This window comes from Marinobacter sp. P4B1 (assembly GCF_001447135.1).
Lineage (GTDB): Bacteria > Pseudomonadota > Gammaproteobacteria > Pseudomonadales > Oleiphilaceae > Marinobacter > Marinobacter vinifirmus.
In genome coordinates, this window is sequence record NZ_LLXM01000006.1 from 178,124 (window position 1) to 192,800 (window position 14,677).

The following is a 14,677-nucleotide window of genomic DNA, read 5'->3' on the forward strand; positions in this document are numbered from 1 at the left end:
GAACACCATGAATTTACCGAACCTGCTGACCATGTCCCGCATCGTGATGATCCCGGTGTTTGTGGTGATTTTCTACCTGCCGGTGCAGTGGAGTTACCTGGTCAGCGCCATCATCTTTGCCCTGGCCGGTGTGACCGACTGGCTGGACGGCTACCTGGCCCGCAAACTGAACCAGAGCACGCCTTTCGGAGCGTTTCTGGACCCGGTGGCGGACAAACTGATGGTGGCCGTGGCCCTGGCGGTGCTGATTGAAGAATACTCGGCAGTGCTGCTGACAATTCCCGCCACAGTGATTATCGGCCGGGAAATTGTGATCTCCGCCTTGCGGGAATGGATGGCAGAGGTGGGTAGCCGCGCCAGTGTGGCGGTGTCGTACATCGGCAAGGTCAAGACCACGGCCCAGATGGCGGCCATTGTCGGTTTGCTGGCGTTTCCTCCCGGTCAAATGCTGTCGTACGTTGCGATCGGCCTGCTTTACATCGCAGCCGGGCTCACACTCTGGTCTATGTTCCTGTACCTGAAAGCGGCCTGGCCGGATTTGTTCCCTTCAAAATAACAGGCTCAGGCGTCTGCCAGGCAATCCCGGCTCCATCGGGTTATGTCTGTCGAAAGCGCGGATGCTGCGCGAGAGAAGGCAGACATCAGGTCGTCCAGTTTTGCGCTGGCAGCCAGTGCCTCCTCGCGCTGATCCAATACGCACAGGCTTTTCCGGGAGCGGTTTTCCATCAGTTCTGTGTGCAGGTGTATGACCACCGTGGTGCCGTCTGCGTGGGTCTCGGCGTGAAAGCCGGTCAGTTCGGTGACCAGTGTTAACCCTGCCGTAGCCGGACTGGTGTCAGTCATCACGCTGGTGAAGCCGCCGCTCTGGCGAAATTCCTGAATCAGGTAATCCCTCAAAACCACGGGAATACTGTCGCGCCAGCGGGCGCCGGGCAGTGCCTGGAACTCGTAGGGTGTGGGCTTTACCAGAACCCGGGTACTGTCCAGCGGATCAGATGCCAGCGGAGTGTCCACCCGGAGCGCAGCAGGCCGGGGCGTATCGAACACTTCCCGTTCAGCGGGGGGTGCCAGTTCCATCAGGCGCGGTGCTTCAGGAATCGGGAACACGGTGCAGGCAGACAGGGCAAGGGCCCCGGCCAGTGCGAAAATGCCTCTGCTTGGCTTAGTCATTGCTGTACTCCTGGATTCGGCCGCCGCCCCAGATGGTGCCTCTCGGGTCTTGCTCAAGCCTGCGGGTAAACGAGTTCAGGTTGCGGAGGGTGCTGCGCAGCTCCCGTAAGGCCGGTGTGAGCTCGCCCAGGCCCTGAAGCCCGGAGTCCAGTGCACCTTCGTTATTACCGGTCACACGGTTCAGCCGGTCCAGGGTGGGCTGCAGGGTTGAGATGGCCTTATCCATAGACTCCAGTACCGGCGTAATCTGCTCACCTAACACCACGCGCGCATGGTCAGAGGTGGCGGATACCTTTACGGCCGCTTCTTCTGCCCGAATCGCTGCCGCATCGAACTGCTCCATCAGTGCCATCATGTCATCCCGGCTTGCCAGCAGCGACTCGGTGGCCTGCCGGGTGTTGTCCAGAATGGTGGCTACGTTGCCCAGGTTTTCCTCGTTCAACAACTGGTTCATGCTGGTCAGCAGGCGCTCGGCCTTCGACAACATGGCTTCGCCGTTATTGAGCAGGTTGGAAAACGCAGAGGGCTCGGCACTGATCAGCGGTGGATTCTCCCGGCCACCTTCAAGCACCGGACTGTCCGGGCTGCCGCCGGTAAACTGCACGCTCATGCTGCCGGTGATATTGGCCAGCACCAGTTCGGCACGGGTGTTTTCACGCACGGGAATATCACTGCGAACCCGTACCAGCACACGAACATGGGCCGGGTTGTCGGGTGCCAGAGTCAATTCCAGCACGTCACCCACCGGCACACCGCTGTAAAGCACCGCATTACCCTTGGACAGGCCCCCTACCGGGTGGTCGAAACCGATCTGGTAATAACTCCACTCCTGGTCTGCCGAGGACTTGCCCAGCCACAGGGCGAACAGCAAGGCGGCGGTAACAGCCAGCAGCGTAAATAATCCGATAATAACGTGATGGGCTTTTGGCTCCATTAACCGGGCTCCTGTTCGGTCAGCCTGTCGTGTGCATCAATCGCGGCCCGCCCGCGGGGGCCGTGGAAGTAGTCCTGAATCCAGCTGTCATCTGTGCGGGACACGTTATCCAGGGTATCTGCCACCAGCACCTTGCGCTGGGACAACACCGCCACCCGGTCGCAGGTGGTATACAGGGTATCCAGGTCGTGGGTGACCAGGAATACCGTCAACCCCAGTGCATTGCGCAGGGTGACAATCAGTTCATCAAACGCGGCAGCGCCGATCGGGTCCAGCCCCGCTGTGGGCTCGTCCAGAAACAATATTTCAGGGTCCAGGGCCAGCGCCCGGGCCAGCGCTGCACGTTTCACCATGCCGCCGGATAACTCCGCCGGGTATTTGCGTGCCGCCTCGGGCTGCAAGCCGGTCAGGGCCAGCTTCATGCGGGCCAGTTCTTCCGCTTCGGCCCGCTTCAGCCCCGCGTGCTCGATCAGGGGCAGGGCAATATTCTGTTCCAGGTTCAGGGAGGTAAACAGAGCTCCGCCCTGAAACAGCACACCAAACCGCTGTTCATACAGCGAACGTTCCGGTGCTGACAGCTCTGTCAGATCCTGCCCGAATACCGTGATGTGGCCAGCCGTAGGCGTGTTCAATCCGACAATGCTGCGAAGCAGCACGGATTTTCCTGTGCCGGATCCGCCAACCACGCCGAGGATTTCACCCGGGTAGAGGTCGAGGTCCAGGTCTTCATGCACAGAATGACTGCCAAAACGATTGTTCAGGCCCCGAACCTGAATGATCGGCGTTTGGTGCGTGTGGTTATCCCGCGTGCCCATGGCCATGCCTTACCAACCCATTTCCATAAAGAATAGCGCGGCTACGGAATCCAGCAGTATGACCATAAAGATAGATTGCACCACGCTGGAGGTGGTGTGCTCACCCACGGACTGTGCGCTGCCCGACACCTTGAAGCCTTCCAGGCAGCCGATCACGGCAATCAGGAAGGCAAACACGGGAGCTTTACCGATGCCCACCAGGAAATGCTTCAGGGCAATATCCCGCTCCACGATGGCCATAAACTGGCTGGGCGGAATATCCAGTGCCAGTGCACACACCACAGCACCACCAACCATGCCCGCCATCATGCCGACAAAGGTCAGCACTGGCAGGCTCACCATCATGGCCAGTACCCTGGGGACTACAAGAAGCTCCACGGGGTTAAGGCCCAGGGTACGAATGGCATCCAGTTCTTCGTTGACCTTCATGGCCCCGATCTGGGCTGTGAAGGCACTGGCGGTTCGGCCGGCCAGCAAAATGGCCGCTAACAGTACGCCGAATTCCCGCAGAAATGAGAAAGCGACCAGGTCTACGGTATAAATGGTCGCGCCAAAGTCCTCCAGCACCGTAGCACCCAGAAATGCGACCACAGCCCCCACAAGAAACGTGAGCAAGGCAACAATCGGAAGGGCGTTCAGGCCGGTGTCGTGCACAGCGGCCACGAACGGCGTAAAGCGCCAGCGTTTTGGCCGTGGGAGTATGTAGAACAGGGTGGACAAGGTCTGGCCAATAAAACCGGACAGCAGCCATAACAGGCGGGTTAGCCGGGTGACCTTCTCTCCGGTGATTGCCAGCATGTTCAGCAGTGGATTAACCGTGGCTGGTGCCGGTGCGGATTCACACATGGATTCCGCCACGGCTTTAAGGAGTGCTTGCTGGGCTTCGGGCAGGGACGGTTGCTCCAGCGCGGCAAGCACCGGTTCGGCACCCAGCATTTTCACCATCAGGGACGCGCCCGCGGTATCCAGCCGGCCAAGGCGGGTAAATTCCGGCTTCAGTGAAGTGTTCTCTGCCTTGAATTGCGATACCTGCCGGTTCAGGGCCGGGTAATGGGCAAGGGTCCAGTCTCCGGCAAAGGTCACCGTATTGCCGGACAACTCAAGGGTGCCGGCAGGCTCGCCGGCTTTGGCTGTAGTAAGGCCCGAAGTTATCGCCACAGAATGAAAAAATCCCTGCCAGAAGTCTTAGCAAGCTTAAAGATTCCAGTTGCTGTCTGCCAGTATCTTTCGGTCTTCTTCATCATGGCTGACCAGGATCAGGGTAATGCCGCTGGCCTTTTCCTGCAGTAACAAGTCCCGGATGATGGCCCTGGCGTCCGGGTCCAGCCCGGTCATGGGCTCGTCCAGCAGCAGTACCGGTTTGCGCCGCAGAATGGCGCGCAGCAGGGCAACTCGTTGCCGCTGGCCACCGGATAGTTCGCCGGGCAGCCGCGCACCAAAACCGCCGAGCCCGGTTTGTTCAAGACCCTGCTCAATGGCCGATTTCTGTTCGGGGGACAGCTTCATGCCGGGCTGCAGGCCGAGACCGATATTGGTGAAGACATCCAGGTGCTCGAACAGGTTGTGCTCCTGGAACACGCTTGTTACCGGCCGCTCCCAGGCGGGCAGGTTATGGATAGCTTGGTTGTTCCAGAGAATTTCTCCGCTTTTGGGTGCCAGAAAGCCGGCAACCAGGTTCAGCAAGGTGGATTTACCGGTTCCACTGGCACCGCGTACCGCGAGGCAATGCCCGGCGGCGACCGGGAAGTGGAAGCGCCACTCCTCCGACTGATCCGGGTACTGGAAACACAGGTTTCTTAGCTCAAGCATGGCGAGGCTCCGGAGCAGCGGCGGGGGCAGGCTCTGTGTTTGTGCCCGGGGCCGGCCGGGCAACCCGGGACAGCAGGGCGAAGAGAGTCACGAGTAACAAAAGCAGCCACAGCCCGGTGCCAGCCGCTTCGCTGATTCGGTAACTGCCCAGCTGCTGGTAAAGCAGAACCGGCAACGTGGGCTGCCCGGGGCTGCCGAACAGGGCAATTACCCCGAAATCTCCCAGCGACAGGGCAATGCCATAGGCCAGGCCCAGGGCGATTGGCCGGCGCAGCCTTGGCCAGTACAGCCAGCGCCAGCGATACCAGCCCAGGATACCCAGCTGGTCCGCCTGGTTCAGGGTGTTCTTGTCGATGGCATTCAGAGGCCCACGCAGAACCTGCAGCACAAATGGAATAGCCATCAATCCGTTAATCAAAGACACCAGCACCCAGCCTTGGGCACTATTACCGAGCTGCGGGCGCAATAACAGGAACAGGCCGGTACCAAGCACTAAGGGCGGCACAATCAGCGGCAGATACCCCGTGGTAGCCGGAATGGCCGCCAGTATCCGGTTTTCGGATTTGTTGGCGGCCGCCAGTGTGAACAGACTGGCGACAACCGCACCCAGCCCGGCAGGAACGGCAATCAACAAACTGCGGCCTGTGGTGGGGAGCAGTTGTCCGTAGATAGATGGCATGGGTGAGGCTGGCCAGAGTGCCGGCAAACCGCGTAACGCGATGGCCAGCAGGGGCAGCGTCAGGAAAGCGGAAAAGATGCCCAGCAGTACCACGCGCCCCAGGTCCTGCCCGGGGCTGTCTTTTAAAGAGACAGGTTCAGCAAACCGCCGATCCGGAAGCAGTGAGGACTCCAGCCGGTTCCGGAACACCAGCCACCACAGGCTGCCGCAAATAACCAGCTGAATGGTGGCCAGGATGGCGGCCTGGCCGAAATCGAATTCGAACCGCAACGCCTGGTAAATGGCCACTTCAAGGGTTGTGGCGCGAGGCCCGCCACCCAGGGTCATGATGATGGCGAAGCTGGTAAAGCACAGGGTAAATACCAATGCTGACACCCCGGGCACGACCGGCCGTAATGCGGGCCATCGAACCGTACGCCAGAGCCACCAGCCACTCAACCCGAGCTGGGAAGCAACCCGCAACCTCGGTGCCGGAACTGATTCCAGTGCTTGCAGAAGAATTCGTGCGGCCAGCGGTGCGTTGAAAAATACGTGGGCCAGTAAGATTCCATTCAGGCCGTACAGGCTCCAGTCGTGACCAGGCAGCCACCCGTTCAGAAGACTGGTCAGCCAGCCCTGGCGACCGTACACCCCGATGATGCCTGAAACCGCCACTATGGTGGGAAGCACCAGGCTCAGCTCCATCAACCGTAGCAGCAGGCTACGGCCGGGAAAATGGCTGAGCCGGGCCAGTGTCATGGCCACCGGCAGCGCAATGAGCAGGCTTAGAATGACCGATAACACAGCCTGCCAAACCGTAAACCAGACAACGCCTCTTAAATAGCGGCTTTGCCACAGCTCTTCGAATTCCAGCGTGCCCGCTGTGTGAAGCAGTGCCCCCAGGCCCAACAGCACCAGCCCGATCAAGGCCAGCGCAATGATCAGGCCCGGAGCCAGTTGCCACGCAGGGGCGCTGAATGGAGCAGGGCGCAGGGGTTGTGGTTGGTTGGCGGCCATTGGGTTCAGCGGGTCATGGCGTCCAGCCAGGCATTCACCAGTGAGCGGCGCTCACGGGCGACCTCTGCCCGTTCCAGATAGAGAGCTTTGGACGGGCGGATCAGCCGGTCAAATACCTCCGGCAACTCGTCACCAAGGTCGATAGCCGGATACATCACATTCTTCAACGGAATATGGCGCTGGAAGGCCGGCGACAACATGAACTCCATGAATTCCCGGCCGAGGGCCTGATTCTTCGAGCTATTCACCAGTGCGGCAACCTCGACCTGCAGGTAATGGCCTTCTTCAAAACGGGCTGCCTGGTAACGGTCTGTGTTATCGACCGCCATGTGATAGGCCGGAGAGGTACTGTAGGAAAGGATCATCGGGGCTTCGCCGTTCATGAACAGTGAAAAATACCCGTCACTCCAGCTCTGGGTCGTCGCCAGTACCTTGCCACTGAGTTGCTGCCATTTGGCGTGGGCGTCATCGCCATAAACCGCGTGCATCCAGAGCAGCAGGCCGAGGCCGGGAGTGCTGGTGCGGGGGTCCTGAATGATGATTTTCAGGTCATCCGGTGCATTGACCAGCTCTTCCAGGCTTGCCGGAGGTTCCGGCAGCAGCTCGGTATCGTATACAAAGGCGAAGTAGCCCCAGTCGTAGGGCACGAAGGTGTCGTCCTGCCAGTCGACAGGCAGCGCCAGGTTGTTCAGTGTCAGCGTGTGCGGAGCCAGTAATCCGGTTTGCCGGGCGGCTTCCATGGTGGCGGTATCCAGCCCCAACACCACATCGGCACTGGTTGAACTGCCCTCCAGGCGCAGTCGCTGAAGTATATCGCCGCCGCTTTCCAGCACTGTATAGTTCAGTTCGCATTCACACTGCTCTTCAAATGCCTGCTTGACCGCGGGCCCGGGGCCCCATTCCGCCGCAAACGACGGGTGAGTATAAACGTTCAAAACCTGCGCAGGTTCGGCAGTAGCAAAAGCCGGGAGCAGGGCAGCGAAGAGTAGAGGCAAGCGGAAACGCATAGTGATTACACCTTGGCTATGGAGGGGCCATGCCGCGGTAACCACTGGAAAAGTGGCGGCTCAATCCCTACGCCGGTATTAGCCGGGTCAGGTTCCGCGGGTATGGTCTCAGCCCTGTCGGGCACCCCGTTGAGTCCTGGCGATTCTAACACGCCTGCGTGGCAGCCTGTAATTTGTAACTTTGATTACGGTCTGTTTAAAAACTGTACAAAGGTGTCGGGGTTCTCATTATTTGCTGTTAGAATAGTGCAAATTTCAATCGGATAGACCGTATTCTTCATCTATAGAGGTAAGGTGCATGCCCAAGCATCGCAATCTGCTCAAATTTTGTACAGCAATGTCCGGCCTTCTTTTTTCAGTGCTTTTCGCCACCAGCACCCAGGCCCAGTCCCTGAATAACCAGCTTTTTGATCGCCTTTCCAGTGCAGCCCCTAAACTGAACCCATCGGTTCTCGAGGCGGCTTTCAAGGCAACCCAGTGCGCCATCAGCAATGGAACAGCGATGCCGGAGAGGCTTGCTGTTATTGATTTTTCCCTGCCATCCAGCGAAGAGCGCCTCTGGCTGTTTGACCTGGCCGATGGCAGCCTGGTTCTGAGGGAGCTGGTTGCCCACGGTAAAAACTCCGGCGACCGCGAAGCCAGTGCTTTCTCCAACATTGAGGGTAGCCACCAGTCCAGCATCGGACTGTTCAAGGCGGCGGAATCCTACAGCGGTGCCCACGGCTACTCCTTGCGGCTGGACGGACTGGAGCCGGGCTTCAATGACCTGGCCCGCCAGCGCGCCATTGTCATTCACGGGGCAGACTACGTAGAGAAGAGCTGGGTGAACAAATACGGTCGCATTGGCCGCAGCCACGGCTGCCCGGCGGTAGACCGCGATGTGATCGCAAAGGTAGTAGACAACCTGAAAGGCGGCCAGCTGGTTTTCAAATACTACCCGGATGAAGAATGGCTGCAGGCTTCCAGCTACCTGAACTGCGACAGCGGCAACCAGCTTGCCGGTTCCCTTCAGGCGAACGCGGATGACGCCAGCCGGTCCTGACCGGTTTGGCTAAATTTTGTGCACATTAGCAATAAAAACAGAAACTTGAAAAAAAGGTGTTGACGCGCGAAGCGTAATCCGTAGAATACGCAGCCGTTGAGGAGGCAACGCCTCTGAACGAAGAGCGGGAATAGCTCAGTTGGTAGAGCACAACCTTGCCAAGGTTGGGGTCGCGAGTTCGAATCTCGTTTCCCGCTCCATTTTCCAAGTCTCTCACGCCCCCTGAGAGCAAAAGCCAGATTCCAGGCTTACCCGGCGCGGTGGCAGAGTGGTTATGCAGCGGACTGCAACTCCGTGTACGCCGGTTCGATTCCGACCCGCGCCTCCATTTTTACCTTACGAAAATCATCGGTTTATCCGAGCTTTATTGGCTGACTGCCTTTTGCTCTGGTACGTCTGACTGCGTTAGCATGCGGCCAACTACATACCCTGCTGCCACGCCGACCAGTGCTGAAACCGGCCCGATGAAGCCGCCTACCAGTCCACCAACAAACATCAGTACCACGCTTTTCATACAGACTCCTCCTGCCTTCCTGGCAACTGCATTGGTCCGAGTATAGGACATTGTGCCTGACTGTGGTTGACCCACCCGTGTAGCCTCGTCAAAATACTGTATATGTAAACAGTACTAGGTGTAAAGCATGTCCTGCATTCTGCTTGGTAACTACGAATCCGTCTCAAGCCTGAGCATCCTGATGTTTCTGGAGATGGGAGGCTGGGAGTGACGTCTGAATCTGCAGCATCCTTTGTAACGGTGAGACGACGGTTTGATTTTCGCAGCATTGAAGTCGGACGCTGGGTGATGCCCCAGGAGCGGGACCGGGCAGCCGGCCGGTTCGATCAGGCGCTGTGTGATTTGATGACGATCCTGCGAGGACCGGAGCCATTGATCTCCCTGAGGAGCACGCTGGGCCTGCAGTATGGCATCGGCGGCCGGCTGGGCGTGGCCGCGCACTACATTCCCGCCACCCGGCAACTGGCGCTGGCCAAGAACGCTGGTGCGGGTAGCCTGGCGCATGAATGGTTTCACGCCTTTGATCACTACATGGGAGGCAAAGCTTACCGGAATGCCGGACCGTGCGGCTTCGCTTCAAGTGCCTGGCTGAACAGCGTAAGCAGTAAACCGTATCCACTGAATGAACGGCTAGGCGCTTGCTTCCAGGCCATCATGCTGACGGAGGACGGCACAGCACCCAGCACTTTGTTCCGGGCCTCCCAGGTGGCTGATCAGCACTTGAAAACGGTTTATTACGCCAAACCGGAGGAGCTGTGCGCTCGCGCCTTTGAAGCCTTCATTGAAGACAGCCAGCCGCGTAACCGATTTCTGGTAAACGGAACCGTTCACTCTGATGAAGCCAAGGCGGGTCTGTATCCGCAGGGCGATCATCGCCAGCGGATCAATGACGCATACCAGCGCTACTTTGCCGCTCTGGGCGCTGCGCTTTACCGGGAACAGGCTAAGGCCGGATAAAAGGGGGCTCCATCCTTGTCTGTAAAAAATCTTAGTATGATCAACATAAGTGTAAATAAAGTGAAATTAGTGTAAACAAAGTTCTGGCGGGCGGAAGAAAGGGAAGGCAGGACTGAATTACGGCACGGTGGAAATAGGCCTGGACCTGAGGGAACAGCTGCGGAGCATTGAGCAGGTCAAGCGCAGAAGCCTGATGATTGCCGCTCTGGAAGTATTGGCAGTAGCTCTGTTCTCAATTGCTGCCGGTTATTACCTGGTCCGGCGACTGAAACACATCCGGCGTGTGCTAGGGCAGGTTAATAACGGTGAGTATAGCCAGCGGTTGAGCGATTCCCAGCTCGATGAGGTCTCGGAAGTCGCTTCGGAAATTGACCGCCTTGCTGAGCGGGTTGCCTGGGAGAAGGGGAACAACGAACGGCGGATCGCCGAGCTTGAAGAGCTGAACGGGCTGCTCCAGAAAAGGCTTGCGGAGCGTAGGCACAACAGATGATTCGATGCGGGTCCAATGTGTGTTCCCATCAAACCCGAATATCTGCTTTGTGACCGTTCCACAGCCCACGCGAAACCCTAAACAAAAGCGGACATTCCCCGTTCTCTGGATTTAACTGGTACAAGCGTGCACTGATAATTTGAGTGTAAACTTTTCACAGAGCCGGCAGCGTAATGGCGGCTGCGGAACTACAGATAAAACCATGAAAAATCATTGTTATCAGGGCTTGGAATCAGATTTGGACGGGGGAGATGGCGTTGGGGTTTAATAAGAATGCAAACTAATAAGCCGTGATACGGTTGCCGCCAGGAGGTAGATCCAGTTGACTTATTACATTGTCAAAGTCGCAGTGACCGCTATTCTGGTTGTCCTCATATCGGAAGTGTCGAAGCGCAGCTCGTTCATAGGCGCTGTGCTTGCGTCGGTGCCGCTGACGTCAGTCTTGGCAATGCTTTGGCTTTATTTAGATACCGGGGATGCAGAAAAGGTTAGCGAACTTGCAAGTAGTGTGTTTTGGCTGGTTTTGCCATCACTTGCTTTGTTTATTGCGTTACCGGTTCTGTTGGCACAGGGGCTCAATTTCTACCTTAGCCTGACAGCGTCAATCGGCATTACAGCAATCTGCTACTGGGTAATGGTGGGTGTCCTTCGGTACTATGGCGTGGGGCTCTAAATATCGTAGAACAAGGGGCTGTTGTTGGACGCATCTACGCTGGCGCTGGCACGCCGCAAAGTCAGGGAACTGCCAAGAGGTCAATTTCATTGCCTGAATTGAAAACGGTTGGTCTTTTTATCGTCACCGCTTTGGCAGAGATCGTGGGTTGTTATTTGCCTTATCTCTGGCTTCGAGAGGGTAAAACCATCTGGCTTCTGGTGCCAGGTGCGTTGAGTCTCGCAGCCTTTGCGTGGCTGCTTTCACTGCACCCCACCGCTGCTGGCAGGGTCTATGCTGCGTATGGTGGTGTGTATATTTTTATGGCAATTGTGTGGCTTTGGGCGGTCGATGGGATTCGACCAACAGTTTGGGATTTAGTTGGTTCAGCTGTTGCATTGGTGGGAATGGCGATCATCATGTTTGCGCCTCGCGCCACATAACCAACTGTTGTAGTTCGTTCCGGGCGTCCGGTCCTACACCCAAACGCCCATTTGGCTGCGGTACATGGCCGCCACTATCCTAGTGCTAATCGTCCTATCCGAATGTCCGCTTTGCGACCTTGTGCAGTTGGAAGTCTTATAAATGATATGTGCCAAATTGGCACACTAAGTTGATTAGGGCAATTATGTGTGCCAGCATGGCATACATAGATTGAGCCCATGAATCACTTTCTATCAAGGAAGAGGGTTTTCTCAGGTTTCAGTCGAGCTTATCCCGCCATCGGTGAAGAATATGATGAACACACAAGGTAAAGACACGCGCCTGGTGGCCCGTGTCGATGAAGAAACGCAGAGACTTATTGCTCATGCAGCAGAGTTAACGGGCCGCAGCTTGAGTCAGTTCCTGATCTACGCTGCAAAGAAAGAAGCACAAGAGGCCGAGCGTCAGGCGCTACAAATCCAGGTTTCCCGGCAGAGTGCTGACCGTATGCTGGAGCTGCTGGATAACCCTGAGCCGATTAATCCAAAGCTTCGGGAAGCTGCACTCAACCACAGGAAGTTGGCTGGTGACTTTAAGAACCGAAGAAATCAGTAAAAAACACAATCGGCGAAAATTTGACTGCGGTAAGCCTGCGCTCAACGAGTTCTTGAAGAAAATTGCCCGGCAAAGCAGCCAGAAGATGGCGACACGGACTTATGTACTGGTTGAAGATGAGGTCGACCCGACGGAGATCCTCGATTATTACACTCTTCTTCCCAGCACCATTGTCTTCCCCCAGGGACATCCCCTACAAAAGCGGTTTCCGTCGGATCCGCCGGTTTACCGGCTGGCACGGCTTGCGGTTGATAACTCTGTGAAAGGGTATGGATTAGGAGCGTACCTGCTGATCGAGTGCCTGAGGCGGGTTGTTGATGCGTCGATTTCAGTTGGCGGTATCGGCTGTGCGGTAGATGCCAAAGACGACGACTCAAAAAGATTCTACGAAAGGTTTGGGTTTGTTGCTATTGATGGCGTCGAGGGTGACGCTTTAGCTCTTTGGCTGCCTTTTGAACAATGTCTGGAAGCAGTCGAACTCTCAGAGGCAAGTGGACGGTAGTCGGGTTCCGCCGAGTCACTACGGATCTTTCTAAAAACTAGCATAGGGAAATGATAATGGATCAACCACATGAGTCTCGGCCGGAAAACGATATCCAGGAGCGATACACCGCCTGCCTCCTCGGCGGAGCCATAGGCGATGCCCTCGGTGCCGCCGTGGAGTTCATGTCCCGCGCTGAAATCCTGAGCCGCTTTGGCCCTGCCGGCATAACCGACTACGCCCCGGCCTACGGTGGCAAAGGCAAGATAACCGACGACACCCAAATGACCCTGTTCACCGCCGAAGGCCTGTTGCGGGGGCGAATGCGGGGAGTCAGTAAAGGCATTGCAGGTTTCGACCACACAGTTGCCAATGCTTATCTGCGCTGGTTGGCAACACAGGGCCACGAGTGTCGTGCGGTAACCGCAGAGAAAGACGGCTGGTTGTTTCAGCAGCCAGAGTTGCACAGCCAGCGAGCACCGGGCATGACGTGTTTGAGTGCTCTGCGGGATTACCCGGGCGTTCCAGAGACCGCTGGCAATGACAGTAAGGGTTGTGGCGGAGTAATGCGGGTGGCTCCGGTAGGGCTTTACTGGCGTACCTTCAACGGTAACTCCGGCCTGGAAAGGGTGTTTGAAGATGGGCGTATGTGCGCCGGCCTCACCCACGGCCATCCCAGCGGGTATCTGACCGGTGGCGTACTGGCCGTTTTGATCTTTGAGTTATTGAAGGACAAAACTCTGCTGGATGCTCTGGCTGCCGCCAAGACATTACTGGTTGCAGAACGCGGTCACGAAGAGACATTGGCGGCTCTGGATAAGGCGTGAGGTGGACCCCATCAGTTGGACAGCCTGAAGGTGCAGTTAAGCTCTGATCCGGCTGTATTCCCGGCTCAAGCTGCCAGGGTCATGGGTTGTTGGTAGTACACCTCATCCGGTGTTTGGTAATCAAGGGTTTGGTGGTACCGGGTCTGATTGTAATGCCGGAAGTACCGGTGGAGCGCCTGCTTCAAGTGTCGGCCATCCTCGAAGGCAGTGAGGTAGACGCACTCGTGTTTGACGCTGCGCCAGAGCCGTTCCACAAAGATGTTGTCATGGTAGCAGCCTTTGCCGTCCATGCTGATCCGGATGCCATGCTCTTTGAGAACGCTTGTGAAGGCCTCGCTGGTGAACTGGACGCCCTGATCGGTGTTGAAGACCTCCGGTGTTCCGTGGCGCTGTAGAGCCTCCTCCAGTGCATCGACGCAGAAGTCTGTGTCCATGGTGTTGGAGACTCGCCAGGACAACACCTTGCGGCTGTACCAGTCGATGATGGCAACCAGATACATGAAGCCCCGGGCCAGCGGGATATATGAAATATCTGTTGCCCACACCTGGTTGGGGCGGTCGATTTTCAGCCCTGTGAGCAGATACGGGTACACCTTGTGCCCATCGCCCGGAATGCTGGTTCTGGGGCGCGGATACACCGCCTGAATGCCCATGGTGCGCATCAGCCGCTGCACCCGCTTCCGGTTGACCCGATAGCCCTGGTGCTGCAAGTGGACCCGCATCTTGCGAGAGCCATAGTACGGCGTTTCCAGGTGCTGTTGATCAATCAGGTACATCAGATCCAGATCCTCCTGACACTGCTCACGAGGGACGTAGTACACCGATGAGCGGCTCAGCTTGAGCAGCTCACACTGGCGCGAAAGACTGACTTGGGGATGACCACGCTCGATCATCGCCAACCGCTGTTGACGGCTTACTGATCGAGCTTGCGCGACAAAAAATCGCGTTCCACCGTCAGTCGGCCAATCTCTCGGTAAAGTTCGTCTGTGCTGGGCTCATCGGATTGCTTGCCGGCTTTCTTCTTGCCTTCGAAGAGGCCCGGGGCATTCTCCAGCAGTTCGCGCTTCCAGGTGCTGACCATGGTGGGGTGGATCTGGAAACGGGCAGCAATTTCGGATGTGGTCTGGTCGCCCTTGAGGGCAGCCAGGGCGACTTTGGACTTGAATGATGCGCTGTATTGCTTGCGTTTCTTGCTCATGATTCTCCTCCTTATGGAGATGATGAATCAGAGCTTAGGCACCTGTCCAAAATTTGGGGTCCACTTCA

At 57.2% G+C, this 14,677-nt stretch carries 18 protein-coding genes, 2 tRNA genes and 1 riboswitch; of the genes, 11 read left to right on the forward strand and 9 right to left on the reverse strand.

Features of this window, described 5'->3' with window-relative positions:
• Nucleotides 1-7: 7 nt before the first annotated feature.
• Complete coding sequence (gene pgsA / locus AQ621_RS05260; RefSeq protein ID WP_022988958.1) at nucleotides 8-556, forward strand: CDP-diacylglycerol--glycerol-3-phosphate 3-phosphatidyltransferase; 549 nt, start codon at nucleotides 8-10, stop codon at nucleotides 554-556.
• Between the two features lie 5 nt (nucleotides 557-561).
• Here pgsA and AQ621_RS05265 read toward each other — a convergent pair whose 3' ends face one another.
• The 7 genes from AQ621_RS05265 to thiB form a co-directional block, all read right to left on the reverse strand.
• Nucleotides 562-1,170 (reverse strand): ABC-type transport auxiliary lipoprotein family protein, encoded by a 609-nt coding sequence (locus tag AQ621_RS05265; protein ID WP_058340572.1) that lies wholly within the window; start codon nucleotides 1,168-1,170, stop codon nucleotides 562-564.
• Entirely contained in the window at nucleotides 1,163-2,104 is a 942-nt protein-coding gene (locus tag AQ621_RS05270) for an MlaD family protein (protein WP_058340573.1), read from the reverse strand. Before AQ621_RS05270 ends, AQ621_RS05265 begins: the two co-directional genes overlap by 8 nt.
• Nucleotides 2,104-2,925, reverse strand: a complete 822-nt coding sequence (locus AQ621_RS05275; protein WP_058340574.1) for an ABC transporter ATP-binding protein — start codon at nucleotides 2,923-2,925, stop codon at nucleotides 2,104-2,106. Before AQ621_RS05275 ends, AQ621_RS05270 begins: the two co-directional genes overlap by 1 nt.
• A gap of 3 nt (nucleotides 2,926-2,928) precedes the next feature.
• On the reverse strand, nucleotides 2,929-4,017 hold the full coding sequence (locus AQ621_RS05280; RefSeq protein WP_227508247.1) for an MlaE family ABC transporter permease: 1,089 nt from the start codon (nucleotides 4,015-4,017) through the stop codon (nucleotides 2,929-2,931).
• 96 nt (nucleotides 4,018-4,113) lie between these two features.
• A complete protein-coding gene (locus AQ621_RS05285) occupies nucleotides 4,114-4,728 on the reverse strand; it encodes a thiamine ABC transporter ATP-binding protein (protein WP_058340575.1) in 615 nt (204 codons plus the stop codon).
• Nucleotides 4,721-6,403 carry a thiamine/thiamine pyrophosphate ABC transporter permease gene (thiP, locus tag AQ621_RS05290; RefSeq protein WP_058340576.1) on the reverse strand — a complete coding sequence of 561 codons (1,683 nt, stop codon included), beginning with the start codon at nucleotides 6,401-6,403 and terminating at the stop codon, nucleotides 4,721-4,723. Before thiP ends, AQ621_RS05285 begins: the two co-directional genes overlap by 8 nt.
• 5 nt (nucleotides 6,404-6,408) lie before the next feature.
• Nucleotides 6,409-7,410: a thiamine ABC transporter substrate binding subunit gene (thiB, locus tag AQ621_RS05295; RefSeq protein WP_058340577.1), complete on the reverse strand. Its 1,002-nt coding sequence runs from the start codon at nucleotides 7,408-7,410 to the stop codon at nucleotides 6,409-6,411.
• Between the two features lie 47 nt (nucleotides 7,411-7,457).
• Nucleotides 7,458-7,549, reverse strand: a riboswitch (TPP riboswitch).
• A 159-nt stretch (nucleotides 7,550-7,708) separates the two neighbouring features.
• Between thiB and AQ621_RS05300 the strand changes: the two genes are divergently transcribed.
• The 3 genes from AQ621_RS05300 to AQ621_RS05310 all read left to right on the forward strand — a co-directional run bounded on the left by AQ621_RS05300 (nucleotide 7,709) and on the right by AQ621_RS05310 (nucleotide 8,780).
• Entirely contained in the window at nucleotides 7,709-8,452 is a 744-nt protein-coding gene (locus AQ621_RS05300; RefSeq protein WP_058340578.1) for a murein L,D-transpeptidase catalytic domain family protein, read from the forward strand.
• 124 nt (nucleotides 8,453-8,576) lie between these two features.
• A tRNA-Gly gene (locus AQ621_RS05305) sits at nucleotides 8,577-8,652 on the forward strand.
• A 54-nt stretch (nucleotides 8,653-8,706) separates the two neighbouring features.
• Nucleotides 8,707-8,780: transfer RNA gene (locus tag AQ621_RS05310), tRNA-Cys, on the forward strand.
• Nucleotides 8,781-8,816: 36 nt separating this feature from the next.
• Here AQ621_RS05310 and AQ621_RS17630 read toward each other — a convergent pair.
• Nucleotides 8,817-8,966, reverse strand: a complete 150-nt coding sequence (locus tag AQ621_RS17630; RefSeq protein ID WP_158499523.1) for a hypothetical protein — start codon at nucleotides 8,964-8,966, stop codon at nucleotides 8,817-8,819.
• A 207-nt stretch (nucleotides 8,967-9,173) separates the two neighbouring features.
• Here AQ621_RS17630 and AQ621_RS05315 point away from each other — a divergent pair, with 207 nt between their 5' ends.
• The 7 genes from AQ621_RS05315 to AQ621_RS05345 all read left to right on the forward strand — a co-directional run bounded on the left by AQ621_RS05315 (nucleotide 9,174) and on the right by AQ621_RS05345 (nucleotide 13,411).
• Complete coding sequence (locus tag AQ621_RS05315) at nucleotides 9,174-9,923, forward strand: CLCA_X family protein (protein WP_058340579.1); 750 nt, start codon at nucleotides 9,174-9,176, stop codon at nucleotides 9,921-9,923.
• 193 nt (nucleotides 9,924-10,116) lie between these two features.
• Nucleotides 10,117-10,413, forward strand: a complete 297-nt coding sequence (locus AQ621_RS05320; protein WP_145840250.1) for a HAMP domain-containing protein — start codon at nucleotides 10,117-10,119, stop codon at nucleotides 10,411-10,413.
• A gap of 322 nt (nucleotides 10,414-10,735) precedes the next feature.
• Nucleotides 10,736-11,086: a DUF3147 family protein gene (locus tag AQ621_RS05325; protein WP_058340581.1), complete on the forward strand. Its 351-nt coding sequence runs from the start codon at nucleotides 10,736-10,738 to the stop codon at nucleotides 11,084-11,086.
• A gap of 89 nt (nucleotides 11,087-11,175) precedes the next feature.
• Nucleotides 11,176-11,508: a YnfA family protein gene (locus AQ621_RS05330; protein WP_058340582.1), complete on the forward strand. Its 333-nt coding sequence runs from the start codon at nucleotides 11,176-11,178 to the stop codon at nucleotides 11,506-11,508.
• A gap of 292 nt (nucleotides 11,509-11,800) precedes the next feature.
• On the forward strand, nucleotides 11,801-12,103 hold the full coding sequence (locus AQ621_RS05335; RefSeq protein ID WP_058340583.1) for a type II toxin-antitoxin system TacA family antitoxin: 303 nt from the start codon (nucleotides 11,801-11,803) through the stop codon (nucleotides 12,101-12,103).
• Nucleotides 12,075-12,605 carry a GNAT family N-acetyltransferase gene (locus tag AQ621_RS05340; protein WP_058340584.1) on the forward strand — a complete coding sequence of 177 codons (531 nt, stop codon included), beginning with the start codon at nucleotides 12,075-12,077 and terminating at the stop codon, nucleotides 12,603-12,605. The genes AQ621_RS05335 and AQ621_RS05340 overlap by 29 nt, the downstream gene beginning before the upstream one ends.
• A gap of 56 nt (nucleotides 12,606-12,661) precedes the next feature.
• The gene (locus AQ621_RS05345; RefSeq protein ID WP_058340585.1) at nucleotides 12,662-13,411 is read left to right on the forward strand and encodes an ADP-ribosylglycohydrolase family protein; all 750 of its coding nucleotides are present in this window, start codon (nucleotides 12,662-12,664) and stop codon (nucleotides 13,409-13,411) included.
• Nucleotides 13,412-13,476: 65 nt separating this feature from the next.
• Here the strand turns inward: AQ621_RS05345 and AQ621_RS05350 are convergent.
• Nucleotides 13,477-14,609, reverse strand: a protein-coding gene (locus AQ621_RS05350) for an IS3 family transposase (protein ID WP_145840233.1) whose coding sequence is annotated in 2 segments (ribosomal slippage) — nucleotides 13,477-14,339 and nucleotides 14,339-14,609 — 1,134 coding nt in all. Because the reading frame shifts where the segments join, the coding sequence is not laid out codon by codon here.
• Nucleotides 14,610-14,677: the final 68 nt, after the last annotated feature.